Below are 21,440 nucleotides of genomic sequence, written 5' to 3' on the forward strand. Positions count from 1 at the left end.
CGAAGAACGAGGAGGCATCATGACACGACTTCTTCCAGGATTGCGCCGGCTCACCATTGCGAACGCGGCGCTGGCGGTTGGCCTGATGCTCGGAGGCCCGGCATACGCGCAGACACCCGCGGACCAGAAGCCGGCCCAGGACCAGGCTGCCGCGCCGGCGCCGGCCCCGACAGCCAGCAAGCTTCCGAACGGACAGATCGAGCAACTGGTCGCGCCGATCGCGCTCTACCCGGACGCGCTGCTGTCGCAGATCCTGATGGCATCGACCTATCCGTTGGAAGTCGTCGAGGCGGCGCGCTGGTCGCAAGACAACAAGACCGTCACCGGCAAGGCGCTCGAAGACGCCATGCAGAAGCAGTCGTGGGATCCGAGCGTCAAGGCCCTCGCGGCGGTGCCGCAGGTTCTTCAGATGATGAACGACAAGCTCGACTGGACCCAGCAGCTTGGCGATGCCTTCCTCGCGCAGGAGCAGGACGTGATGAGCGCCGTGCAGACCCTGCGCCAGCGCGCCGAGGCCGCGGGCAATCTCAAGTCGACGCCACAGCAGAAGGTGACGAAGAGCGCGCCCCCCGCCGGTGTGACCGCGCCCTCCGGCATGCAGCAGGCGATCTCGATCGAGCCGGTCGATCCCGACCAGTATTACGTCCCGGTCTACGATCCCGGTGTCGTCTACGGGGCCTGGGATTATCCCGACTACCAGCCGTTCTATTGGTCTCCGCCAGGCTATGTCGCCGCGGGCGTGATCGGCTTCACCGCCAGCGTGGCCGTCGGCGCTGCGATCTGGGGCGGCTGCAACTGGTGGGGCCGCAACGTCTACGTCAACGTCAACCGTTACAACCAGTTCAACCGCACCAACATCAGAAACACCAATTGGGCCCACAATCCGGCGCATCGCGGCGGTGTCGCCTATCGCGATGCCGGCGTGGCGAGGCGGTTCGGCAGTGGCAATACCCCCGCCGCGCGCGAGGCGCTGCGCAATCGCACCGGTGGTCCCGGCGGCAGGATCTCGAATGCGGGTACAGGCCGGGCCAGGACCGCGGTCTCGCAACGCGCCGGCAATCGCGGTGCCTCGGTATCGCGCCGCACCAGCAGCAGGAGTGTCACGCATGCACGTACGGGTGCGGGCAATCGCGCGGCGGTCTCGCACAGGAGCGTCACGCGCTCGCGCGTCAGCGGACGTGTTCACGCAGGCGGCCGGCCGGCCGCGATTCGCGGCGGCATGCGGGCCGGCGGCTTCCACGGAGGCGGCCGCGTGGGCGGTTTCCGCGGAGGTGGCGGCTTCCGGGGAGGGGGCGGTTTCCATGGCGGTGGCCGGCGGCGCTGATCAGAGTGCCTGGGCTCGCGCGTCGACATCTACAAACCAAGGTTGCGTAAAAACTACAATACAGCTTCCACGAAGAAAGGTAACGTCCAGGCAGATTTCAGCGGCACGTTTCAAATGATTGGGTTGGATCATGAATTTTTCATCGACCTGCGCAAGTTCCAGGATGTTCGCCATGGCCTTCGCAACCGCCGCCGCCGTCGTCGTGGCAGAAAAATCCGCCAGGGCCGATCCACAGGTCCTGGCGCTGCCGTCCCTGAAGGTCTGGGAGGGCGACTTCGATGGCATGCTGAAGCGCAAACTCGTGCGCATCCTCGTGCCGACCGACAGGACATCGTTCTTCATCGACAAGGGCGAGACACTCGGCTTCGAAGCCGAGCTCGGCGCCGAGTTCGAGGGCTGGCTGAACAAGCGGTACGGCAAGAAGAAGCAGAGGATCTATGTCGGCTTCGTCCCCACCAGGCGCGACAGACTGCTGGGTGACTTGATCGCCGGAAAGGGCGATATCGCCGCCGGCCTGCTCACGGTCACGCCGGATCGGAGCAAGTTGGTTGACTTCGCTGATCCTTGGGCATCCGGCGTTCGCGAAGTGCTCGTGACGGGATCTGCGGCGCCGAGCATCGGCTCGCTGAACGAGCTCGGTGGAAAGACGATTTTCGTCCGGGAAGCCAGCAGCTATTTCGAGCACCTGAACGCGCTCAATGCGGACCGGGCAGCCAAGGGGCTGGAACGCATCGTCGTCAAGCCAGCCGACAAGAACCTCGAGGACGAGGACTTGCTGGAGATGGTGAGCACCGGCCTGTTGCCCTGGGCCGTCGTCGACCGCTTCAAGGCGCAGGCGTGGGCGGGCCTCCTGAAGGGGCTGACGGTGCGCGACGATATTGCGATCAACGAAGGCGGCGACATCGCCTGGGCGATCCGCAAGGACAGTCCGGCGCTCAGGAAGGAGCTCGCTGAATTCGTCAGTACTCACAAAATCGGAACTGAATTCGGCAACGACCTGCGTGCACGCTATTTCAAGACGGCGAAGCCGCTGAAGAACGCCCTCGCGCACGCCGAGGCGGAGAAGTTCAAGGCGCTGCGCGGATCTTTCGAGAAGTACGGGGTGCAATACTCCATCGACCCCGTCCTGCTCGCTGCACAGGGCTATCAGGAGTCAGAGCTCGACCAGGCCTGCCACAATGCCTCCGGCGCCACCGGCATCATGCAGATCAAGCCCAGTACCGCGAAGGAGAAGCCGATCGAGATCACCGGCGTCGCGGCCAGTGCCGACACCAATATCCACGCCGGCTCCAAATACCTGCGCTACCTGGCGGATACCTATGTCGACGCTTCGGTCACCGATCCGCGCGAGCGCGTGTTCATGGCCCTGGCGGCGTATAATGCAGGCCCGGGAAACCTGAAGCGTTTCCGGGACTATGCGAGCAAGCACGGCTTCGACTCGACCGTCTGGTTCGACAATGTCGAGAACGGCGCGGCTGCGATCGTCGGGCAGGAGACGGTTCAGTACGTCGGCAAGATCTACAAGTACTACATCTCCTACGAGTCGCTTCGCTCGCCCGCTCCGGCGAGCGCAACGGCCGACCCATCGCAGAAATGATCGGCTTGTTCAAAGTGTTCGCTGGCTTGGGTGGTGGACCAAAATCAAGAGGAGCTAATCATGAAACGCAAATCCTTCATGAACCAGATTGGGCTCAGCCTTGGCGCTCTCGTCATCTCGATTGCTTCTGTTCATGCCCAGGTCCCGCTCTCGACCTACATGGACTCGAAAGGGTTCATTGATGTGCAGGCTTTGACCTGCGCGCAACTCGCCAACACTTATCAGGAGGACGCCGACTTTCTCGCGATTTGGTACAGCGGCTGGTACAACGGCCTCGCGAAGAAGCATTTTGCCCATATTACGCGGACCAAATCCGGCGAGCACGAAGTCATTGTGTATTGCAAGGCCCACCCGGAACTCAAGGTGATCCAGGCCATCGACGTTCTCTTCAAGAACGAGAAATGATCGGCGGCTCCCCGAGGCAACCGGTGCGGCGAGACCGGGATGTCTCGCTGCACTGCCCGTTCACTCGCCAAGCATCGCAATGATCCGCATCAGGACGCGATGGTTGTGGCGACGTGGGCGGTCTGTTGACGCCCGGTGGCCATGGCCGTTCTTGTAGATCCGGGCGAGTTCTTTCGGCTGTTGGCGAAAGGCGCGGTTTCAAACGGCGTGTGCAAATGGAGAGGCCGCGGCAATGAAGGAGTTTTTGAAAACGACTTTAATCGGAGGCGCACTGTTTCTCCTGCCCGTCGCTCTTGTACTGGCGATTCTCAGCCACGCGATGCGTCTGGCGGTGAAGGCCGCGCTTCCGGTGTCTCATGCCCTTCATTTCGACCAGATCGGAAAGGTCGCAGGCATTGGAATTGTTACAGTCGTGGCAGTGGCTTTATTGATCCTGGTGTCGTTCCTCGCCGGCATCGTCGCGCGAACCAAAACCGGCTCTCGGATTAGCGCGTGGGTCGAAAAATCATTTCTTGGCAGCCTTCCACAGTACCAGATGGTGAAGAGTATGGCTCAAGGCCTTGCTCAGGCCGAAGGCGCCAGCGATGAGTTCAAGCCAGTGCTGGTGAACGTCGAGGGTGGCTGGCAGCTCGGATATCTCCTCGAGACACTCGAGAACGACTGGGTGGTTGTCTTCGTCCCGCAGGCGCCGACGCCGTTGGTCGGCATTGTCAGATATTGCTCGGTCGATCGCATTCGTCCTCTGAGCATGTCGATGTTGCTGGCGAGGGCAATCGTGACCAATGTCGGCATTGGATCCGCGGCGGCCCTCAAAGGAGAAGATCTGAGCAGGGCGGCAACTTGATTCCGCGGATCCACGTAAGTAACGAGGGAATCTGACCGAGCTTCCGTTAGGCTTGCGCGTTGAGCCATATAACTTGTGACTTGCTGCGTCCGTTGCCGGTGTCGCTTCGTCGATCAATCCCGCTATCGAATTCGGGACGGCGGCGGCAAGCTTCCGGGATGCCGCAACCAGACCATCAATTTGCGGGTGAACCCCCAATGCGAGGCAGGAACTTGGCCGGCTGTGAGCTCGTTTGCTCCGGCGGGCTTTTTTAGTCCCGTGCCGTCGATTGGCGGCGTATCGTACGATCAATTTCGCGTCTGAAGGAGCCTGCAACGATGGCCAGGAAATTCAAGGTCGGCGATCACGTCAGCTGGAATTCCGAGGCCGGCCGCGTCTCGGGCACCATCATCGCGGTCCACATCAGCGATTTCGACTACAAGGGGCACACCCACCGCGCCTCGGAGGCCGATCCGCAGTACGAGATCAAGAGCGACAAGACCGATCACGTCGCGGCCCACAAGGGCAGCGCGCTGCATCATGCCTAGCAAAGACGTGGCGCTTCCGTTCTTCACGATCGGTCATTCCACCCGCAGCCTCGAGGATTTCATCGCTCTCCTCGGCGCGACCGCGATCGAGCGCATCGTTGACATCCGAACGGTGCCGCGGTCGCGTACCAATCCGCAGTTCAACAAGGATACGCTGCCCAAGCCGCTTAAGGCCGCGGGCATCTCGTATGAGCATCTGGCCGATCTCGGCGGGCTCCGCGGCAAGGCGCGAAGCGTGGCGCCGTCCGTCAACGGGTTCTGGAGCAACGAGAGTTTTCACAACTACGCCGACTATGCGCTGTCGCCGCAGTTTCATGCGGCGCTCCAGCATCTGCGCGACGAGGGGCGCCGGCAACGCTGTGCGATGATGTGCTCGGAAGCCGTGTGGTGGCGCTGCCACCGCCGCATCGTCGCCGACTACCTCATCGCGTCCGGCGAGACCGTCGTCCACATCATGGGGGAGGGGCGCCTCGAGCCCGCCCGTCTTACCGAAGGCGCCGTCGTCCAGGGCGACGGCACGGTGGTCTATCCAGCTACGGGTGAACTGGATTTATGAAAGGAGTGAGGCTTGCGGCTGCACCGTCGCGCCGCGCCCACTCACTCCACACTGCGTTTCCAATAGCCGGTGCCGAGCTTGCCGGTGATCACGGCAATGGCGTCGCGGATTTCGTAGGAGCCGCCGTCGCTGTAGTTCCTCAGTCCTCTCAGCGCATGCAGCGTCCAGCGGCCGTTGGCGAAGCTGACGGCGCCTTCGTGCGGACGCGCGGCGCGGGAGGGCTCGGCGTGGAATTGATAGGTGCCGTCGGCCATGATCTTCCAGATCCAGCGCGACTGGCCGCGGCCACCCGGCACCATGATCTCCCAGGTGCCGACCAGCGCGGGATCGATCGCGCCGGCTGCTGTCGCCGATGGCGCTGACAATGCGGCGGCTGCCGGCGCAGCGTTCGCCTGTTTCGTGGCGGCGGCGTCGGCGGGCGGAGCGGCCACGAGGTAGATCGCCTTGCGTGACAGCGAGCCGTACACAAACGGCTGCTGCGCGTTGCGCGTCGCCTCCATCACGTCGTCGCGGACGTTGCGGAACATGAAGGTGACCTCGACGCCCGGCGTCTCGATGTTGTGGAGCAGCGCCGCGGCGAACGGGCTGTTGCGGCCGTCGCCGTCGAGCGCAATGGTGCCGTCGCGCGCGGCATAGGCGACCAGCACATTGCCGACCGGCTCGATGCGGCCGAGCCCGCTGCCGGCAGCGGCGCGGGTGGCGAGCGAGCGGCTCATCTTCGCCGCGAACGGATTGTTGCGGCAGGCATCGAGGATGACGAGGCCTAGGCTTGCGGTGTTGGCGACCTGCAGCATCACGCTTTGCAGGCTGATCGCTTCATTGGCGGCGTCGGTATCGCGCTTCAGCTCGGCATCGACCGGGATCAGCCAGTTGTCGCCGTTGATCTGCATGCCATGGCCGGCGAAGTACACCGCAGCCATGTCGGCGCCGGCGGCATTGCGACCGAATGCGATCAGGCCGCGCCGCATCTCGTCGAAGCCGGCATTGGTGATCAGCGTTACGGCAAAGCCGAGGCGTTGCAGCGCGGCTGCGATATCGCCGGCATCATTCGGCGGATTGGACAGCGCCGGCACGCTCTTGTAGGCGCCGTTGCCGATCACCAGCGCCACCCGCTTGCCGTCGGCCGCAGCCGGCGCGGCGAAGCCCGCCAGCGCCGCGGCAACGGCCAGTCCCGAGACAAACGCGCGGCGGTTCATGCTGGCCCCGATCGGAGTGACGGGTGCATGGTAGCGTAGCGGGCGCGACGCGGCCACGGAAATGGCGCGCGATCAGGCCGCCTGCTTCGGCGTCCAGACGCCGGCCGGCACCGGCTCGGCCGGCAACAAGCTGGCGCCGGCGGCGCCCGCGATCGACATCGTGATTTCGTGGATGTCCTGCACCGACCGCTGCATCGAGAAGCGCGGATAAAGCTCGCGCAAGGTGGTCGCGGCCGCCGCCTGCGCTGCTGAGGGATCGGCCAGCACGGCCTCGACGGCGGCGGCGATGCTGGTCGTGTCCTGGCCGAAGCTGAAGCGGGCGAGATGCGGCATCTCCGCGGCCGAGAAGCGGTTGGCGTCGAACACCGGCACGGTGCCGGCGCCGAGCGCGAAGAACACCCGGTCATGCACCGACAGGTCGATATTGGGATTGAGCGAGACCGCGGCAAGGTAGCTGCCGAGGCCTTCGCGCATCGCATCGAAGGTCATCGCGCCGAGCACGCGGGCCGGACGCCCGCTGACGTCGAGATCGCTCCAGCCGCCGCCGATGAAGTCGACCGGATAGTCGGCAAGCACGGCGCCCACCTCGCGGGTGCGCACGCCTCGTGTGTAGTTGTCGAGCCGTGTCAGGATCACGTTGAACAGGTCGCCGCCGGGCTTCAGATAGACCAGATGCTGCTCGGCGACGTCGACGATGATCTTCGGAAATGTGCCACAGGTCTTGCCGCGCGCCTCGGCGATCACGTCGAACAGCAGCGCGAACAGTTTTGGCGGCATCGTCTTGCGCCAGCCGCGCTCGAGCGCCAGCGGATTCCAGCCGGACTTGGCGAAGATCAGCCGGCCGTTGCGCCGCTCGGGCGGCAGGCTGCCGAAGAAGCCGGGATCGGGAATGCCCATATGGGTCGCGAACACGGCGCCATTGGCCCCCAGATGATCGCGGTTGAATGCGGCATGGTCCGGGAACACGTAGCCATGCGCGGTGTAGCGGCTCTCGAGCCCGTGACGCCGGGCGAAATAGCAGGGATGATCGCAGAACCAGGTGAAGACGGGAATCTGGGCGGCGTCCCAGAACAGCCTGCCGTCCTTGGTGTGGATATCGAGCCCGATACCGGAGAAGCCGAGCGCCATGGTCTCTGCGCGCCGCGGCAGCAGGGCGTTGAGCCGGGCCGAGAAATCCGGCGCCAGCAGATCGAGCATCTTGACCTCGTGCCCGAGCCGGTCGAACTCGGCGGCGGCCATCGCGAGGATGCCGCGCAGCGAATCATAGGTGGTCTTGCTGGAGTACAGGACGCAGATCACGGACATGGGACCTCCGCGCTTGATGGTGTTGCTGCTCGCGCGGGCATTTCCGTCGCCTTGCTTGCTGTCAGTTGAACGGCCGAGCCGGAAGTTCCGGGCTCGGAATTATCCTGATGGGCGGATTTATTTCGCCGGAAACGGCCGTGTCGTCACGTTGAAGCTGCGTCGGGCGCCGTCGCGATCCGACATGAGGGCGAGAGCGCATGCAGCTTGATGGCTTCGACGTCGTCGTGGTGGGGGCGGGTTTCTTCGGCGCTGTGATCGCCGAGCAGGTGGCGAGCAGGCTCGGCCGCTCCGTCTGCGTGCTCGACCGCCGTCCGCATATCGGCGGCAACGCCTATTCGGAGCTCGACCCCGACAGCGGCGTCGAGGTGCATCGCTACGGCACGCATATCTTCCACACCAATTCCGAGACCGTCTGGCGCTATCTGCACCGCTTCACCGAGTTCACCGGCTACCGTCACCGCGTCTTCACGGTGGCGAAGGGCCGCGTCTATTCGATGCCGATCAACCTTGCGACCGTGTGCGCGGCGTTCGGGCGCGCCATGACGCCGGACGAGGCCCGCGTCGTGATCGCGGCGGAGGCGGCCGCGCACGGCGCCGCGGGAATCGGCAATCTCGAGGACAAGGCAATCGCCTCGGTCGGCCGCACGCTCTACGATCTCTTGATCCGCGGCTATACGCAGAAGCAGTGGCAGACCGATCCGCGTGAGCTTCCGGCCGACATCATCGGCCGCCTGCCGGTCCGCTTCACGTTCGACGATCGCTACTTCGCCGATCGCTATGAGGGCATGCCGCTCGAAGGCTACACCGCGATCTTTCGCCGGATGCTCGATCATCCCAGGATCGCGGTCCACCTCGGCGTCGACTATTTCGACGTCGCCGACCGCATCAATCCGCGGCAGCTCGTGGTCTATACCGGTCCGATCGACCGCTTCTTCGGCTATGCCTGCGGCCATCTCGGCTGGCGCACCGTCGACTTCGCGCGCGAGGTGCACGACGTCGCCGACTACCAGGGCGCCGCGGTCATCAACTATGCCGACGCCGAGGTGCCGTACACCCGCGTCCACGAGTTCAGGCATCTGCATCCGGAGCGCGCGCATGCGCAAGGCCGGACGACGATCTATCGCGAATATTCCCGCTTCGCGGGCCGGAGCGACGAGCCGTATTATCCGATCAACACCGCCGCCGACCGCGCCATGCTCGCCTCCTATCACGCCATGACGGCGTCGCGGCCGAATGTCATTTTCGGCGGCCGGCTCGGCTCCTACAAATATCTCGACATGCACCAGGCGATCGGCGCGGCACTGAAGACGTTCGAGCTCGAGGTCGAGCCGTTCTTCGCGCAGCAAGGCATGCACCGGCGTGACGCGGCCGCGCGCCGCGAAGTCTTGTCGCCCTTGCCGGCGTGATCTAATCCTGCGAGCTGCGGGCAACGAACGCCATAACAAATCGCCCGCGGTCCCCGGTGAGGAAACAATGAGAAAAACCGTTATTGCCGCGGCTGCCGCCGCCACTAGCCTTGCTGTCAGCATCGCCCACGCCGCGCCGCTTCCGGAAACGTCGGCGCACCAGGCCGGTTTCTCGGAGCGGGGGCTGGTGCGGCTCGACGACTTCTTCGCGCGCGAGATCGCGGCCAAGCGCGTGCCCGGCGCCGTGGTGGCGATCGCGCGCGACGGCAAGCTCGTGCATTACAAGGCGTATGGTCAGCTCGATCCGGTGAGGGGCACGCCGATGCCGATCGATGCGGTGTTCGCGCTGGCGTCGATGACCAAGCCGATGGCGGCGGTTGCAGGACTGACGCTGATGGAGCAGGGCAAGCTGCCGCTGCAGGCCAAAGTCGCCGAGTTCTATCCGGCGTTCGCCGACATGAAGGTCGGCGTGCAGCAGGCCGACGGCTCGCTGAAGATGGAGCCGCAGGCGCAGCCGATCTTCATCCACGATCTCTATCGCCACACCTCCGGCCTGATGTATGGCGGCCGGCCCGACAGCTCGAGCGCACTGGCGCGGCTCTATCCCGACGGCACCGCGCCGGCGGTCGAGGGCGATACCCAGGCCTTCATCGACCGCATCACCCAGCTGCCTCTGGTGCATCAGCCCGGCACCGAGTTCGAGTACGGCTTCTCGATCGACGTGCTCGGCGCCGTGGTCGAGAAGGTCTCAGGCCAGCGGCTTGGCGAATATCTCGCGGCCAATGTTTGGAAGCCGCTCGGCATGAAGGATGCGACGTTCCACCCGGCCGAGGCGCAGCGCGCGCGGCTGGCGCGTCCGTTCCCCAACGATCCGCTCACGGGCAAGCCGCAAGCCATCAAGCTGCTCGATACGCCGACCAGGTTCGATTGCGGCGGCGGCTGCTCGTTCGCGACCGTCGGCGACTATCTGCGCTTCGGGCAGATGCTGCTCAATGGCGGCGAGCTCGACGGCAAGCGCATCCTCAGCCCCAAGACGGTGCATCACATGACGTCGAACCATCTCGGGCCCGAGATCAAGAACAACGTCGCGGCGGTCGAACCGCATCGCGGCGGATTCGGTTTCGGGCTGTCGGTCGCGGTGCGGACCAGCGAGGGGCTGTCGTCGGTGCCGGGCAATCCCGGCGAGTTCACATGGAACGGCGCTTATGGCACCCAGTTCTTCTGCGATCCGAAGGAGCGCCTTGTCGTCGTTGTGGGAACCGCAGCGCCGGGCGAGCTGCGCAAATATTATCGCGAGAATGTGCAGGACATCGTCTACGGCGCGATGGTGAAGTAACACCTCAGCAGGAAAGTCGAACCTCACGTTCCCACGTTTTGCATACGTGGAACGTGGAACAGCAAAAAGGTCCGTCGCTCAAGTGAGCGACGGACCTTAAATTTTGCGTGGCTACCAGCGCCTGTAGACGCCGGTCAGCGTACCGTTGTTGTTCCCTTCAGGACCCACGTCACCCTGGGTCGAGCTCGGCGTCGGGTGGTTGGTGCCGTTGAACGAACCGTACCAGCCCGGCTCCGCTGGAGAGTACATCACGTCAGGCTGCACGGCCTGATAGCGGGGGCCGCCGTAATATCTCGGACCAGGGTTCCCATAAGGATAGTAGCCTTGTGCGAACGCGCCTGCCGTTGTTGCGATCAGGGACGCCGCGGCGAGGGACAATATCTTGGTCTTTCGTTGCATTCACACTCTCCTTGCTGGTGTCCCGACCAACGACCGCCATGGAGCGGCGTTCCTGATCTGCCATGCATCTCGCAAGGGCAAATCTGCGCGAGCGTGGGGTCAGGTTCTTGTGAAGGGGCTTGTGTTCCGGGAGGGCACTGCCGGGCTCTGCCCGGCAGGATGCATCCGTCGCCGGCCCGTTATGCTTCTATGGCTATAACGGCGGATGCGCGAGCGGCGCCTCGAAAAGCCGGGGCGGTTCGTAAAAGGAAGCCCGCCACTGCGGCGGGCAAGGTCTCAGGGAGGAAAGCGCCCTGACAAGGGAGCGTGCAGCCAGTCTCCCCGATTCGTGCGCGGCTGCGAAGATCGTATAACTACTGTCATCAGGGCCGGCATTATGCGAATGCTGCTGCGGGCCGCGGCCGGTCGGCAAGGGAATGACAAGGCGCGCTAACACTGCGCAATTACAGGGGAAGTTTCATGAGCACGTCTGGAGTTTTTGCCCGCGTCGTCGCGGCGATCGGGGCCGGCGCCCTGGCGTGGCGGCGGATGCAGGGCGCGCAGCCCGCGCCCGCCTGGGGTAGCGCGCCAGAGATCCCGCAGGCCAAACCCCAGGGCGCGATCCCGACGCTCAAGATGCCGACGGCGCTGGGCTGGGACAACGACCAGAAGCCGGTCGCCGCGCCCGGGCTCAAGGTCAACGCCTTTGCCGCCGGGCTCGATCATCCGCGCTGGATCAATGTGCTGCCCAATGGCGATGTGCTGATCGCGGAGGCGACGCAGATCGCAGGAAAGCCGCGCAGCGTCTTCCACTACGCGATGCAGGCGACGATGCGGCGCGCCGCGGCGCTCGGCGTCAGCGCCAATCGCATCACGCTGCTGCGCGACCGTGACGGCGACGGCGTCGCCGAAAGTCGCGGCGCCTTCATGGAAGGATTGAGCCAGCCGTTCGGCATGGCGCTGGTCGGCGACACCTTCTATGTCGGCAACACCGACGGCGTCGTGGCTTTTCCCTACACTGCGGGCGCCGATCGCATCACCGCGCCGGGACGCAAGCTCGTCAGCTTCAAGCCCGACGGGCACTGGACGCGCAGCCTGCTGCCGAGCGCCGACGGCAAGAAACTCTATGCCGGCGTCGGCTCGCTCAGCAACATCGCCGAGAGCGGTTTTGCGGTCGAGGAAGGCCGTGCCGCGATCTACGAGCTCGATCTCGCAGGTGGCACCAGCCGCATCTTCGCCGGAGGCCTGCGCAATCCGGTGGGCATCGCGTGGGAGCCGAGCACCAATGTGCTTTGGACCGTCGTCAATGAGCGCGACGGCCTCGGCGACGAGACGCCGCCGGACTATCTGACCTCGGTACGCGACGGCGGCTTCTACGGCTGGCCCTATTGCTACTGGGGCAAGACGGTCGACGATCGCGTGCCGCAGGATCCGGCGATGGTCGCCAAGGCGATCCAGCCGGACTACGCGCTCGGCGGCCACACCGCCTCGCTCGGCCTGTGCTGGATGCCGCAGGGCACGCTGCCGGGTTTTCCCGACGGCATGGTGATCGGCCAGCACGGCTCGTGGAATCGCTCGACGCTGTCAGGCTACAAGGTGGTGTTCGTGCCGTTCGCGGACGGCCATCCCGCGGGGCCGCCGCGCGACATCCTTTCGGGCTTCCTCGCGCCCGACGAGAAGGTGTCGTACGGCCGCCCGGTGGGCGTCGCGCTCGGCCCCGACGGCTCGCTGCTGGTGGCCGACGACGTCGGCAACGTGATCTGGCGCGTGACGGCGGCGTAAGCGCCTGCACTTGCGGCAAGACGATTTGAACGGCGCGGCTTCGATCGGAGCCGCGCCGTTTCATTTGGAACAGAGCGTTAGCCTTGACTTACCGTAAGTGTAGACTTACGTTAAATCCAACAACGGACGACACGATTATGATCAGCGCCGAACGCGCGCTCGACGCGCTGGGAGACCCGACCCGCCGCCTGGTGTTCAAGCGGCTGCGTGAGGGCAATCGATCGGTGCAGGAGATCGCCGACGGCCTCAAGGTGAGCCGTCCGGCAGTGTCGCAGCATCTTCGGGTGCTGAAGGACGCCGGCCTTGCCGTGGTGCGGATCGAAGGCACGCGGCGGCTCTATGCCATCGACACCCGCGGGTTGGAGAGCCTGCGCGGCTGGCTCGACGGATTCTGGGACAAGACACTGACCGCCTTCAAGCAAGCGGCCGAACGCGAAGCCGCCAAAGAGAGGAGATCCCGATGACGATGCAAGCGACCTCCGACAATTACGATCCCTACAGCGTCCGCAAGGTGATGAATGTCGAGGCGCCGCCGGCGGTGGCCTGGCGGGTCTTCACCGAGCAGATGGGCACGTGGTGGCCGCTCGCGCATTACAAAATCGGCAAGACCAATGCGGTCGATGCAATCATGGAGCCGCGCGTCGGCGGCCGCTGGTACGAACGCGGCGACGACGGCAGTACCTGCGACTGGGGCAGCGTGCTGCTCTGGGAGCCCCCGTCGCGCCTCGTGCTGTCGTGGGATATCGCCGCGGACTGGCAATACGATCCGAACCTGAAGACCGAGATCGAGGTGCGCTTCATTGCCGACGGCAAGGACGCCACCCGCGTCGAGCTCGAGCACCGCAAGCTCGACCGTTACGGCGCCCGCGCCGCCGAGATGCGCCGCATCTTTGATACCGAAGGCGATTGGGGCCGGCTGCTCGCGATGTTCGCGGCACGCGCCGCGCAGGGGCCGAAAGCATGACCGCGCGCGGATCGGCAATAGCGCGGCGATGTCAGACAGTCCTGATCTCGCCGCCATCGATGCGCAGCACGGTGCCGGTCATCCAGCGCGCCGGCGGCGACACGGCATAGGCGACGAGGTCGGCGATCTCCTCCGGCGTGCCGAACCGCCTGATGCCGGCCTGCCTGAGGAAGCCGGCCTTGGCCGCGTCGACATCGAGCTGCCTTGCCGCTGCGATCTTCTCCAGCATCGCGAGGCGTCGGCCGGTCATCACGGCGCCCGGGGACACGCAGTTCACCTGCACGCCGTCGTCGATGCCGCGCTCGGCGAAGGCTTTTGCAAGTGCCTCGATCGCGGCGTTGATCGTGCCCACCGCGGCGGCGCCGGCGCGGGGTAGCACGGCGGCATTGCCTGACGTGAAGATGACAACGCCTTGCGACGCTTTCAGCGCGTCCCAGGCGCGGATCGTCAGCCGCCTCGCGCCGTGAAACTTGAGCGCGAGGCCGGCGTCCCATTGCTGGTCGGTCAGCTCGAACAGATCGAGCCCGGGCACTGAGCCTGCGACATTGACCAGCGCGTCGATGCGGCCGAAGCGATCCAGCGTGGCCTTGACGATTTCATCAGCGGCATCAGGCGCGGCGAGATCGAGCTCGAGCGCCAGCGGCGTGCTGCCGCGTCTTTCGATCTCCTGAGCGGCCTCGCGCAGCCTCTCGCCGCTGCGCGCGACGAGGACGATGGCGGAAAAATCCCGCGCGAGCCGCAGCGCGGCGGCGCGTCCGATGCCGGAGCTGGCGCCGGTCACGATGGCGACGGATGTAGTCATGTGTACTTCCTTGCAGTGGTCGGCGCGACTGAGTGGATGTGAGCCCGTCATTGCGAGGAGCGACAGCGACGAAGCAATCCATCCTTCCGTTGTGCGGAGCTATGGATTGCTTCGCTTCGCTCGCAAAGACGCGGATAGAGTTGTGGGTGCCGACATCCTTGAGTCAGCGGTTCAGGAACTCGCGGATAGCCTGCGCGATCTCGGCGGCGTGCGTTTCCAGCGCAAAGTGGCCGGTGTCGAAAAATTTGACGACCGCCTTCGGATTGTCGCGCTTGAACGCCTCGGCGCCCGGCGGCAGGAAGAACGGATCGTTCTTGCCCCACACCGCGAGGAACGGCGGCTGGTGGGTGCGGAAGTAAGTCTGGAAGGTGGGGTAGAGCGCGACGTTGCTCTTGTAGTCGCCGAACAGATCGAGCTGCACGTCGTGCGCGCCGGGCCGCGCCATGTAGTAGTTGTCGAGGTTCTGGCCGTCCGGCGACACCGTTTGCGGATCTGATGTGCCGTGGGTGTACTGCCAGCGCGTGGTCTCCGGCGTCAGGAACGCACGCAAGGCGTCGCGGTTCGCCGGCGAGGGATCCTGCCAATAGGCCTTGATCGGCGTCCAGCCGTCGCTGAGGCCTTCCTGATAGGCGTTGCCGTTCTGGGAGATGATCGCCGTGATCCGCTCCGGATGCTTGACCGCCAGGCGGAAGCCGGTCGGCGCGCCATAATCGAACACATAGACCGCGAAGCGATCGAAGCCGATCACCTCGGTAAAGCGATCGATGACGCCGGCGATGCTGTCGAAAGTGTAGTTGAACTTGTCGCGCGGCGGCATGTCCGACTGGCCGAAGCCGGGCAAATCCGGCGCCACGATGTGGAATTTGTCCGCGAGCTGCGGGATCAGATCGCGGAACATGTGGCCGGCGCTCGGGAAGCCGTGCAGCAGCAGCAGCTTTGGCGCGCCGGGCGAACCGGCTTCGCGATAGAAGATGTTAAAGCCGTCGACATCGGCAATGCGGTATTTGACCTGGGACATCTGTCACTCCTTGTGGTCGTGCGTTGGTGAGTTCCGGGACTTAGGATTTGATTTGCTTCGCGAGCCCGCTGATCGCTTCGGGACGCAGATAGAGCAGCAGGGCGCAGCACACGGTGGCAAAGCCCAGCAGCGGCATGAACGGGGCGATGGCGGCGCCGGCCGCGAACACCAGCACGGCGAGCAAGGTGCGGCGCTGCGTCCATGTCCGCACGCGCTCGGAGATCAGGCTCTGGTCTGCCTGCGTCAGCACCGCGCGCTCGAAGGCGAGATAGGCGAGATCGATCAGCAGGAAGATGACCGCATAGACCACCACCGGCGCGGCGGCCATGTGCGATCGCGCGACCCATGCGGTGGCAAACGGCAGCAGCGAGACCGCGAACAGATGCACGAAGTTCAGCCAGATCAGCCGTGGCGTCGGCTGCTGCACGAGATGCAGCAGATGGTGATGATTGACCCAGATCACCGTGATGAACAGATAGCTCGCCGCGTAGCTGATCGCGGTCGGCCATAGCGGCAGCAGGTCGGCGAACCGCGAGCCCTCCGGCGCCTTCAACTCGAGCACCATCACCGTGATGATGACGGCGATCACCGCATCGGAAAACGCGCCGAGCCGGTCGGCCGAGAGACGTTTCTCCTGCATGGCAGCTCTCCTGTCCGAAATCGTGGGAAGAGGTCAGTGCTCTGTAACGTTCTCGACCGCTTCCCGGATGATGTGGGTGACGAGCTTCGGCGCGGTGACGATCGGGGTATGATCGACGGGATGTGAACGCACGGTCGCCTGCATCCGCGCCGCCATGCTGCGCTGAGTCTCGGGCGCGATCATCCGGTCGTCCTCGGCAACCAGGAACCAGCTCGGGACGTCCTTCCAGAGCGGGCGGCCGACCGGCACGGTGATGCAGGCCGGTGAGATCGGCCGCTGCACCGCGGCGAGCACCGCAAGGTCCTCGGACCGCGCGCCTTGCGCGAAGGCCGCTGCGAAAGCGGACTCTGGGAGCCAGATCAGGCCATTGGCGTCGGGCGCGAGCTTCGGCGCGAACGGATGCGGCGGCAGGCGGTAGAATACGTCGGCGACCGTCTCGCCTTCATCCGGCGCCAGCGCCGCGACATAGACCAGCGCCTTGACGCGCGGCGAGCGGGTCTCGGCAATCACGGCGCCGGCATAGGCATGGCCAACCAGCACCACCGGGCCCGCGACGCGGTCCAGAGTGCGGTTCAGCGCGGCGACGTCGTCGGCGAGCGAGGTGAGGGGCAGCGGCGCCGCCACCGCTGTAATGCCCTCGGCGTCGAGCGCCGTGATCACCCGCGCCCAGCTCGAGCCGTCGGCCCACGCGCCATGCGCAAGCACCACGCTGACATCCTTGTTCGACATTGTCCGCTCCCTCGTTTCAGGCCCGTTTTGGCCATAACCTCTAAAATGCTATTTTACAGGTTATCGCGCTTATGGTCCAGGACGCGTAACTTGTCAAATGAATTTTATCAGGTTACTATTTCCGTGACTGAGGAAGCCGTCAGAAAGCCGCCAGGAGGGCGTCACCGTGCAATCCCATCCGCCCGCGATGTTCATCGCAGACAGCCTGGGCATCGATTTCATCAATTCGATCGCGACGCCGGTCGATACGCCGGTCGACTGGATCGGCGATGGCGACGGCCTGCTGCGCTGGCTCGCGCAGGCGCAGCTGGTGCCGCCCGAAGTGCTCGACGAGCTCAAGGCGCGCGCGACGCCGGGCGAGCTCGACGACGTCGCCGGTCAGGCCCGCGATTTGCGCGAGTGGTTCCGCGGCTTCGTGCGCAAGCATATGGGCCGGCCGCTGGCGCCGCGTGCGCTCAAGGAGATCGAGCCGCTGAACCGGCTGCTGGAAAGCGATCAGGCGTTCAGCCGGATCGTGGCGCATCGCCACAAGGACGGCGATGGCGGCCATGACGGTTTCGCGCTGGAGCGGACGCGGCGCTGGCGTTCGGCCGAAACATTGCTGCTGCCGATCGGGGAAGCGATGGCCAGGGTCGCCTGCGAGGAAAGCTTCTCCGACATCAAGGCGTGCGAGGGCCCGGCCTGCACGCTGATGTTTGCCGACCACACGCGGGCGCGGGCGCGCCGATGGTGCAGCATGGCGATCTGCGGCAACCGCGCCAAGCAGGCCGCGCACCGCAGCCGGATGAAGGACAGGGGCTGAGACCACCAAAGCATGATCCGGAAAAGTGCGTAGCGGTTTTCCGAAAAGATCATGCTCAAAACAAAGCCCAACAGGAGCCCAACAAAATGGCGGCACTTCCCCTGATCGTGTTCGACGTCAACGAAACCCTGCTCGACCTCGAGACCATGGAGCCGGTGTTCGCGCGCATCTTCAACGACAAGAGCGCGATGCGGCTGTGGTTCGCCAACTTCATCATGTACTCGGCCTCGCTCACCGTCGCGGGGTGTTACGTGCCGTTCACCGATATCGGCGCCGCGGTCATGAAGATGCTGGTCGACACCCGCGGCATCAGGATCGACGATGCCGACAAGCAGGAGCTGACCGAGAAATTCTCCACCATGCCGCCGCACGGCGAAGTGCCCGGCGCGCTGCGCAGGCTGCGCGCGGCGGGTTTCCGCCTGTTCACGCTGACCGACAATCTGCTCGAGGTGCAGACCCGGCAGCTGACCCATGGCGGCATCGTCGATCTGTTCGAGCGGCGCTTCTCCGCCGACGGCGTCAAGCATCACAAGCCGTCGCGGCAGGCCTATGGCTATGTCGAGAAGGAGCTCGGGGCAAGCCCTCGGAGTTCTGCCTGATCGCCTGCCACACCTGGGACACGCTGGGCGCGGTCGCGGCCGGCTGGGAGGCCGCGCTGATCAAGCGTCCCGGCAACGATGTCCTCGCCGTCGGCCCGCAGCCGCAGGTCGTCGGCAATGATCTCGACGATGTCGCCGGTCAGCTGATCCGCCGCTACGGCGCCAAAGGGTAACGACGCCTGACGGATTCCCGCGCAGAGAAGAGGGCAAAACGCCCCTCCAGGCCCGATCGCTCGGAAGCGCATAAAACCGGAATGAAATCCATAGCGGTTCTCAACCATGCCCCTTGAGCTTTCCTCAACTTCCGCGGCCGATGCTGCATCCGCCGCAGGGATCGAAGGAGCTCACAGCATGCCGGCCAAGGGACGAGCGACCGCCACCAACGCCACCGCGCAAGGGCGCGAGGACATCCTCAACGCGCGCGCCATCAGCACGCTGGGCGCCGGCGTCGTCAGCGCGATGAGCGCGGTCGGCGCCGCCGTCATCAAGAAGAACAAGCCGGCACTCGGCAAGAACGCGGACTGGTTCTGGCACATGTTCGCGAAATGCGAGGCCAGGGCCGCGCGCATCGCCGAGCAGGCCGCGCGCGATCCGGAGGCCTGCGGCGATGCCACCTTCATCGAGGTCTATGCCGCGCAATTGCCGAAGCTGATGACAGCGGCGCTCGAGAGCCACGAGAAGGCGCTCAAGGCGAAGTGATGCCGCGTCCAGAGAGTCCCGCAACGGTGCTTGCCCCGTTCTCGTTCCTCTTGACCTCTCAAATGCGCCAAGGCGGCAAAGTAGCGGCGGCTGTCGCCGACCGGACGGTCTTGCAGGTTAGGCGAAGCCGTCACCCGCCATCGCGCTGACCAGCCCTACGGCCCGGATCGGGCAGGCCGCCTGGTCCGGGCGCCAGCTTTTCTGCGACGGGGGCATGGCGATTTGGCGCTTCTTGGCGTAAAGCAGCCCAAATCGTCATGCGGCTGTGCCGCCTGCCGGGTACGCAGCTCCAGGTCGTCCCGCTCGACGTTCTGCGCCCGGACCAATCAAGGTTTCCCATCTCGTGCCCTTTCCGACCACAAGTTCGCCGCTCGCCCGCGCCTTGGCTGAGCGCAACTACGATCAACCGACCCCGGTCCAACTCGCCGTGCTCGCCGCCGACGCGGTCGACCGTGATCTCCTGGTTTCGGCCCAGACCGGCTCGGGCAAGACCGTTGCCTATGGCCTAGCCATGGCAAAGGACTTGCTCGACGGCGCCGAGCGGTTCGAGCCGGCCGCCGCCCCGCTGGCCCTGATCGTCGCGCCGACGCGCGAGCTCGCCTTGCAGGTCCAGCGCGAGCTTGCTTGGCTTTATGAACACGCCGACGGCCGCGTCGTCTCCTGCGTCGGCGGCATGGACCCGCGCCGCGAGCAGCGCGAGCTTGCCGAGGGCGCCCACATCGTGGTCGGGACGCCCGGCCGGTTGTGCGACCATTTGCGGCGCGGCCGTCTCGACATTTCGGAACTCAAGGTCGTCGTGCTCGACGAGGCCGATGAAATGCTCAATCTCGGTTTCCGCGAGGATATGGAATTCATCCTCGAGACCACGCCGGACACCCGCCGCACCTTGCTCTTCTCGGCGACGTTTCCGCGCGGCATCGTCGCGCTCGCCAAGCAGTATCAGGAGCAGGCGTTCCGGATCGAGGTCGCGGGTGACGAAGGCGGCCATGCCGATATCGAGTACCGCGCCATCCGGGTGGCCGCCGACGATGTCGAGCACGCCGTCGTCAACGTGCTGCGTTTCCATGAGGCGCCGAGCGCGCTGGTGTTTTGCAACACGCGTGAGGCCGTCAGGCATTTGCAGGCGGCGCTGCTCGAGCGCGGGTTCTCCGTCGCCGCGCTGTCGGGCGAAATGACCCAGAACGAGCGGACCCAGGCGCTGCAGGCGTTGCGCGACGGGCGGTCGCGGGTTTGCGTCGCGACCGACGTCGCGGCGCGCGGCATCGACCTGCCGAGCCTCGATCTCGTCATTCACGCGGATCTGCCGAAAGATCCGGAGGTCATGCAGCATCGCTCGGGCCGCACCGGCCGCGCCGGCCGCAAGGGTGTCAGCATCCTGCTGGTGCCGCCGGCACGGCGGCGGCGCGCCGAATTGCTGCTCGATCTCGCCGGCATCGATGTGGTCTGGGGCTCCGCGCCGCAGGCGGAGGAGATCCGCAAGCTCGACCATGATCGCCTGCTGCAGGATGCAGTGTTCTCCGAAGAGGCGACGTCAGATGATCTGGCGCTGGCGCAGGCCTTGCTCGCCGAACGCGCGCCCGAGGCGATTGCCGCAGCGCTCGCCCGGCTTTACCGTGCGCGGCTGCCTGCGCCCGAAGACATTCTCGATCCCGGCGAGGGACGCGGTCGGGACCGCGACGATCGCCGCGGCGAGCGCGCCTCGCGCCGCGATGATCGTGCCGCCGGGCCGCGATCGAAGACCGGCAAGTCCTCCGCGCGTCACGGCATGGAGGAGGCGACCGTCTGGTTCCGCGCCGCGATCGGACGCCGGAAGAGCGCCGAAGCCCGCTGGCTGCTGCCGATGATCTGCCGCCGTGGCGGCATCGACAAGCGCGACATCGGCGCGATCAAGATCATGGACACGAGCACCGAATTCGAGATCGCCGCGCGGGTCGCGGATTCCTTCGCGGTCAAGATCAAGCGTCCGGACAAGGAAGACAGCATCCGCATCGAGCCGCTGGCGGGCGCGCCGCAGGGAGAGGTGCGCGAGAAGCCGGCGCGCAAGCCCTGGCGCGACGATGGCGACGGCGGATACGGCGCGCCGCGCGCCGAGGGTGCAGGAAAGCGGCGCGGCGCGCCGGACCGAGAGGCCAGAGCATTTTCGAGCGAAGGCGCGAGCGGTTCGCGTCAGGAATACGCGTCAAAGAGGGAATCCAGGGACTCGTTCCGATCCGATCGGGACGGAAAAGGCTTCAGGCCGAAATCCGGCGACGAGCCGCGGTTCGGAAAGAAAAAGAAGCATCCGGGCAAGTCCAGCCACGCCGGACTCACGCAGTGGCCGGATGTGTCGGCGAAACCGAAGTTCGGCAAGAAGCCGAAGAAGAAGCGGCGGGGCTGAGTTGGCGTGCGGATGTGTGAGTCACAAGCCGTGCCACATCCTCACCGTCGTCCCGGCGAAGGCCGGGACCCATTACCCCGAATGCTCATTGTTGCCTAACGCTGGAGCCGCAGCTCGCTTCGACAACGAACGCCTGTGGTTATGGGTCCCGGCC

At 65.4% G+C, this 21,440-nt stretch carries 24 protein-coding genes; 15 read left to right on the forward strand and 9 right to left on the reverse strand.

From position 1 onward, the window contains the following. Positions 1–19: 19 nt before the first annotated feature. Positions 20–1,324 carry a DUF3300 domain-containing protein gene (locus J2R80_RS11105; RefSeq protein ID WP_253638573.1) on the forward strand — a complete coding sequence of 435 codons (1,305 nt, stop codon included), beginning with the start codon at positions 20–22 and terminating at the stop codon, positions 1,322–1,324. Here J2R80_RS11105 and J2R80_RS11110 read toward each other — a convergent pair whose 3' ends face one another. After that, positions 1,325–1,498: a hypothetical protein gene (locus J2R80_RS11110; protein ID WP_253638574.1), complete on the reverse strand. Its 174-nt coding sequence runs from the start codon at positions 1,496–1,498 to the stop codon at positions 1,325–1,327. Between J2R80_RS11110 and J2R80_RS11115 the strand changes: the two genes are divergently transcribed. The 5 genes from J2R80_RS11115 to J2R80_RS11135 all read left to right on the forward strand — a co-directional run bounded on the left by J2R80_RS11115 (position 1,497) and on the right by J2R80_RS11135 (position 5,253). Beyond that, positions 1,497–2,921: a lytic transglycosylase F gene (locus J2R80_RS11115; RefSeq protein WP_253638575.1), complete on the forward strand. Its 1,425-nt coding sequence runs from the start codon at positions 1,497–1,499 to the stop codon at positions 2,919–2,921. The two genes, J2R80_RS11110 and J2R80_RS11115, sit on opposite strands and share 2 nt — an antisense overlap. 60 nt (positions 2,922–2,981) lie before the next feature. Next, entirely contained in the window at positions 2,982–3,326 is a 345-nt protein-coding gene (locus J2R80_RS11120; RefSeq protein ID WP_233475664.1) for an HdeA/HdeB family chaperone, read from the forward strand. 232 nt (positions 3,327–3,558) lie between these two features. Then, positions 3,559–4,170, forward strand: a complete 612-nt coding sequence (locus tag J2R80_RS11125; RefSeq protein WP_253638576.1) for a DUF502 domain-containing protein — start codon at positions 3,559–3,561, stop codon at positions 4,168–4,170. 317 nt (positions 4,171–4,487) lie between these two features. Next, entirely contained in the window at positions 4,488–4,697 is a 210-nt protein-coding gene (locus tag J2R80_RS11130) for a DUF2945 domain-containing protein (protein WP_057017689.1), read from the forward strand. Then, a complete protein-coding gene (locus tag J2R80_RS11135; RefSeq protein WP_256527830.1) occupies positions 4,690–5,253 on the forward strand; it encodes a DUF488 domain-containing protein in 564 nt (187 codons plus the stop codon). The genes J2R80_RS11130 and J2R80_RS11135 overlap by 8 nt, the downstream gene beginning before the upstream one ends. A 41-nt stretch (positions 5,254–5,294) precedes the next feature. On the opposite strand, the gene J2R80_RS11140 is transcribed toward J2R80_RS11135, so the two are convergent. Beyond that, positions 5,295–6,449 (reverse strand): caspase family protein, encoded by a 1,155-nt coding sequence (locus J2R80_RS11140; protein WP_253638578.1) that lies wholly within the window; start codon positions 6,447–6,449, stop codon positions 5,295–5,297. Between the two features lie 72 nt (positions 6,450–6,521). Then, a complete protein-coding gene (locus tag J2R80_RS11145; RefSeq protein ID WP_253638579.1) occupies positions 6,522–7,754 on the reverse strand; it encodes a hypothetical protein in 1,233 nt (410 codons plus the stop codon). A gap of 197 nt (positions 7,755–7,951) precedes the next feature. Here J2R80_RS11145 and glf point away from each other — a divergent pair, with 197 nt between their 5' ends. Together glf and J2R80_RS11155 are read left to right on the forward strand one after the other, a co-directional pair. Then, positions 7,952–9,160: a UDP-galactopyranose mutase gene (glf, locus tag J2R80_RS11150; RefSeq protein WP_253638580.1), complete on the forward strand. Its 1,209-nt coding sequence runs from the start codon at positions 7,952–7,954 to the stop codon at positions 9,158–9,160. A gap of 67 nt (positions 9,161–9,227) precedes the next feature. Further along, positions 9,228–10,496 (forward strand): serine hydrolase, encoded by a 1,269-nt coding sequence (locus J2R80_RS11155; RefSeq protein WP_253638581.1) that lies wholly within the window; start codon positions 9,228–9,230, stop codon positions 10,494–10,496. A gap of 111 nt (positions 10,497–10,607) precedes the next feature. Here J2R80_RS11155 and J2R80_RS11160 read toward each other — a convergent pair whose 3' ends face one another. Then, positions 10,608–10,895, reverse strand: a complete 288-nt coding sequence (locus J2R80_RS11160) for a hypothetical protein (RefSeq protein ID WP_075969423.1) — start codon at positions 10,893–10,895, stop codon at positions 10,608–10,610. A 459-nt stretch (positions 10,896–11,354) separates the two neighbouring features. On the opposite strand from J2R80_RS11160, the gene J2R80_RS11165 reads away from it, so the two are divergent. The 3 genes from J2R80_RS11165 (at position 11,355) to J2R80_RS11175 (ending at position 13,620) form a co-directional block, all read left to right on the forward strand. Continuing rightward, entirely contained in the window at positions 11,355–12,656 is a 1,302-nt protein-coding gene (locus tag J2R80_RS11165; protein ID WP_253638582.1) for a sorbosone dehydrogenase family protein, read from the forward strand. A 137-nt stretch (positions 12,657–12,793) separates the two neighbouring features. Then, a complete protein-coding gene (locus J2R80_RS11170; RefSeq protein WP_141340053.1) occupies positions 12,794–13,120 on the forward strand; it encodes a helix-turn-helix transcriptional regulator in 327 nt (108 codons plus the stop codon). Beyond that, the gene (locus J2R80_RS11175; RefSeq protein WP_253638583.1) at positions 13,117–13,620 is read left to right on the forward strand and encodes an SRPBCC family protein; all 504 of its coding nucleotides are present in this window, start codon (positions 13,117–13,119) and stop codon (positions 13,618–13,620) included. Before J2R80_RS11170 ends, J2R80_RS11175 begins: the two co-directional genes overlap by 4 nt. A 31-nt stretch (positions 13,621–13,651) precedes the next feature. On the opposite strand, the gene J2R80_RS11180 is transcribed toward J2R80_RS11175, so the two are convergent. The 4 genes from J2R80_RS11180 to J2R80_RS11195 form a co-directional block, all read right to left on the reverse strand. Further along, positions 13,652–14,422 carry an SDR family oxidoreductase gene (locus J2R80_RS11180; RefSeq protein WP_253638584.1) on the reverse strand — a complete coding sequence of 257 codons (771 nt, stop codon included), beginning with the start codon at positions 14,420–14,422 and terminating at the stop codon, positions 13,652–13,654. A gap of 163 nt (positions 14,423–14,585) precedes the next feature. After that, a complete protein-coding gene (locus tag J2R80_RS11185; RefSeq protein WP_057017696.1) occupies positions 14,586–15,440 on the reverse strand; it encodes an alpha/beta fold hydrolase in 855 nt (284 codons plus the stop codon). Between the two features lie 40 nt (positions 15,441–15,480). Next, complete coding sequence (locus J2R80_RS11190; RefSeq protein WP_253638585.1) at positions 15,481–16,080, reverse strand: TMEM175 family protein; 600 nt, start codon at positions 16,078–16,080, stop codon at positions 15,481–15,483. 33 nt (positions 16,081–16,113) lie between these two features. Beyond that, positions 16,114–16,809 carry an alpha/beta fold hydrolase gene (locus tag J2R80_RS11195; RefSeq protein ID WP_253638586.1) on the reverse strand — a complete coding sequence of 232 codons (696 nt, stop codon included), beginning with the start codon at positions 16,807–16,809 and terminating at the stop codon, positions 16,114–16,116. A 187-nt stretch (positions 16,810–16,996) separates the two neighbouring features. Here J2R80_RS11195 and J2R80_RS11200 point away from each other — a divergent pair, with 187 nt between their 5' ends. Together J2R80_RS11200 and J2R80_RS11205 are read left to right on the forward strand one after the other, a co-directional pair. Then, positions 16,997–17,611: an ABATE domain-containing protein gene (locus J2R80_RS11200; protein WP_253640958.1), complete on the forward strand. Its 615-nt coding sequence runs from the start codon at positions 16,997–16,999 to the stop codon at positions 17,609–17,611. Between the two features lie 86 nt (positions 17,612–17,697). After that, complete coding sequence (locus J2R80_RS11205; protein WP_253638587.1) at positions 17,698–18,210, forward strand: HAD family hydrolase; 513 nt, start codon at positions 17,698–17,700, stop codon at positions 18,208–18,210. On the opposite strand, the gene J2R80_RS11210 is transcribed toward J2R80_RS11205, so the two are convergent. After that, complete coding sequence (locus J2R80_RS11210) at positions 18,165–18,491, reverse strand: hypothetical protein (RefSeq protein ID WP_253638588.1); 327 nt, start codon at positions 18,489–18,491, stop codon at positions 18,165–18,167. The two genes, J2R80_RS11205 and J2R80_RS11210, sit on opposite strands and share 46 nt — an antisense overlap. A 70-nt stretch (positions 18,492–18,561) precedes the next feature. Between J2R80_RS11210 and J2R80_RS11215 the strand changes: the two genes are divergently transcribed. Next, positions 18,562–18,909 (forward strand): hypothetical protein, encoded by a 348-nt coding sequence (locus tag J2R80_RS11215; RefSeq protein ID WP_076827336.1) that lies wholly within the window; start codon positions 18,562–18,564, stop codon positions 18,907–18,909. Positions 18,910–19,252: 343 nt separating this feature from the next. Next, positions 19,253–21,286 (forward strand): DEAD/DEAH box helicase, encoded by a 2,034-nt coding sequence (locus J2R80_RS11220; RefSeq protein WP_253638589.1) that lies wholly within the window; start codon positions 19,253–19,255, stop codon positions 21,284–21,286. The last annotated feature ends 154 nt before the right edge of the window (positions 21,287–21,440 follow it).

Source organism: Bradyrhizobium sp. USDA 4541 (assembly GCF_024171085.1).
Taxonomy (GTDB): domain Bacteria; phylum Pseudomonadota; class Alphaproteobacteria; order Rhizobiales; family Xanthobacteraceae; genus Bradyrhizobium; species Bradyrhizobium australafricanum.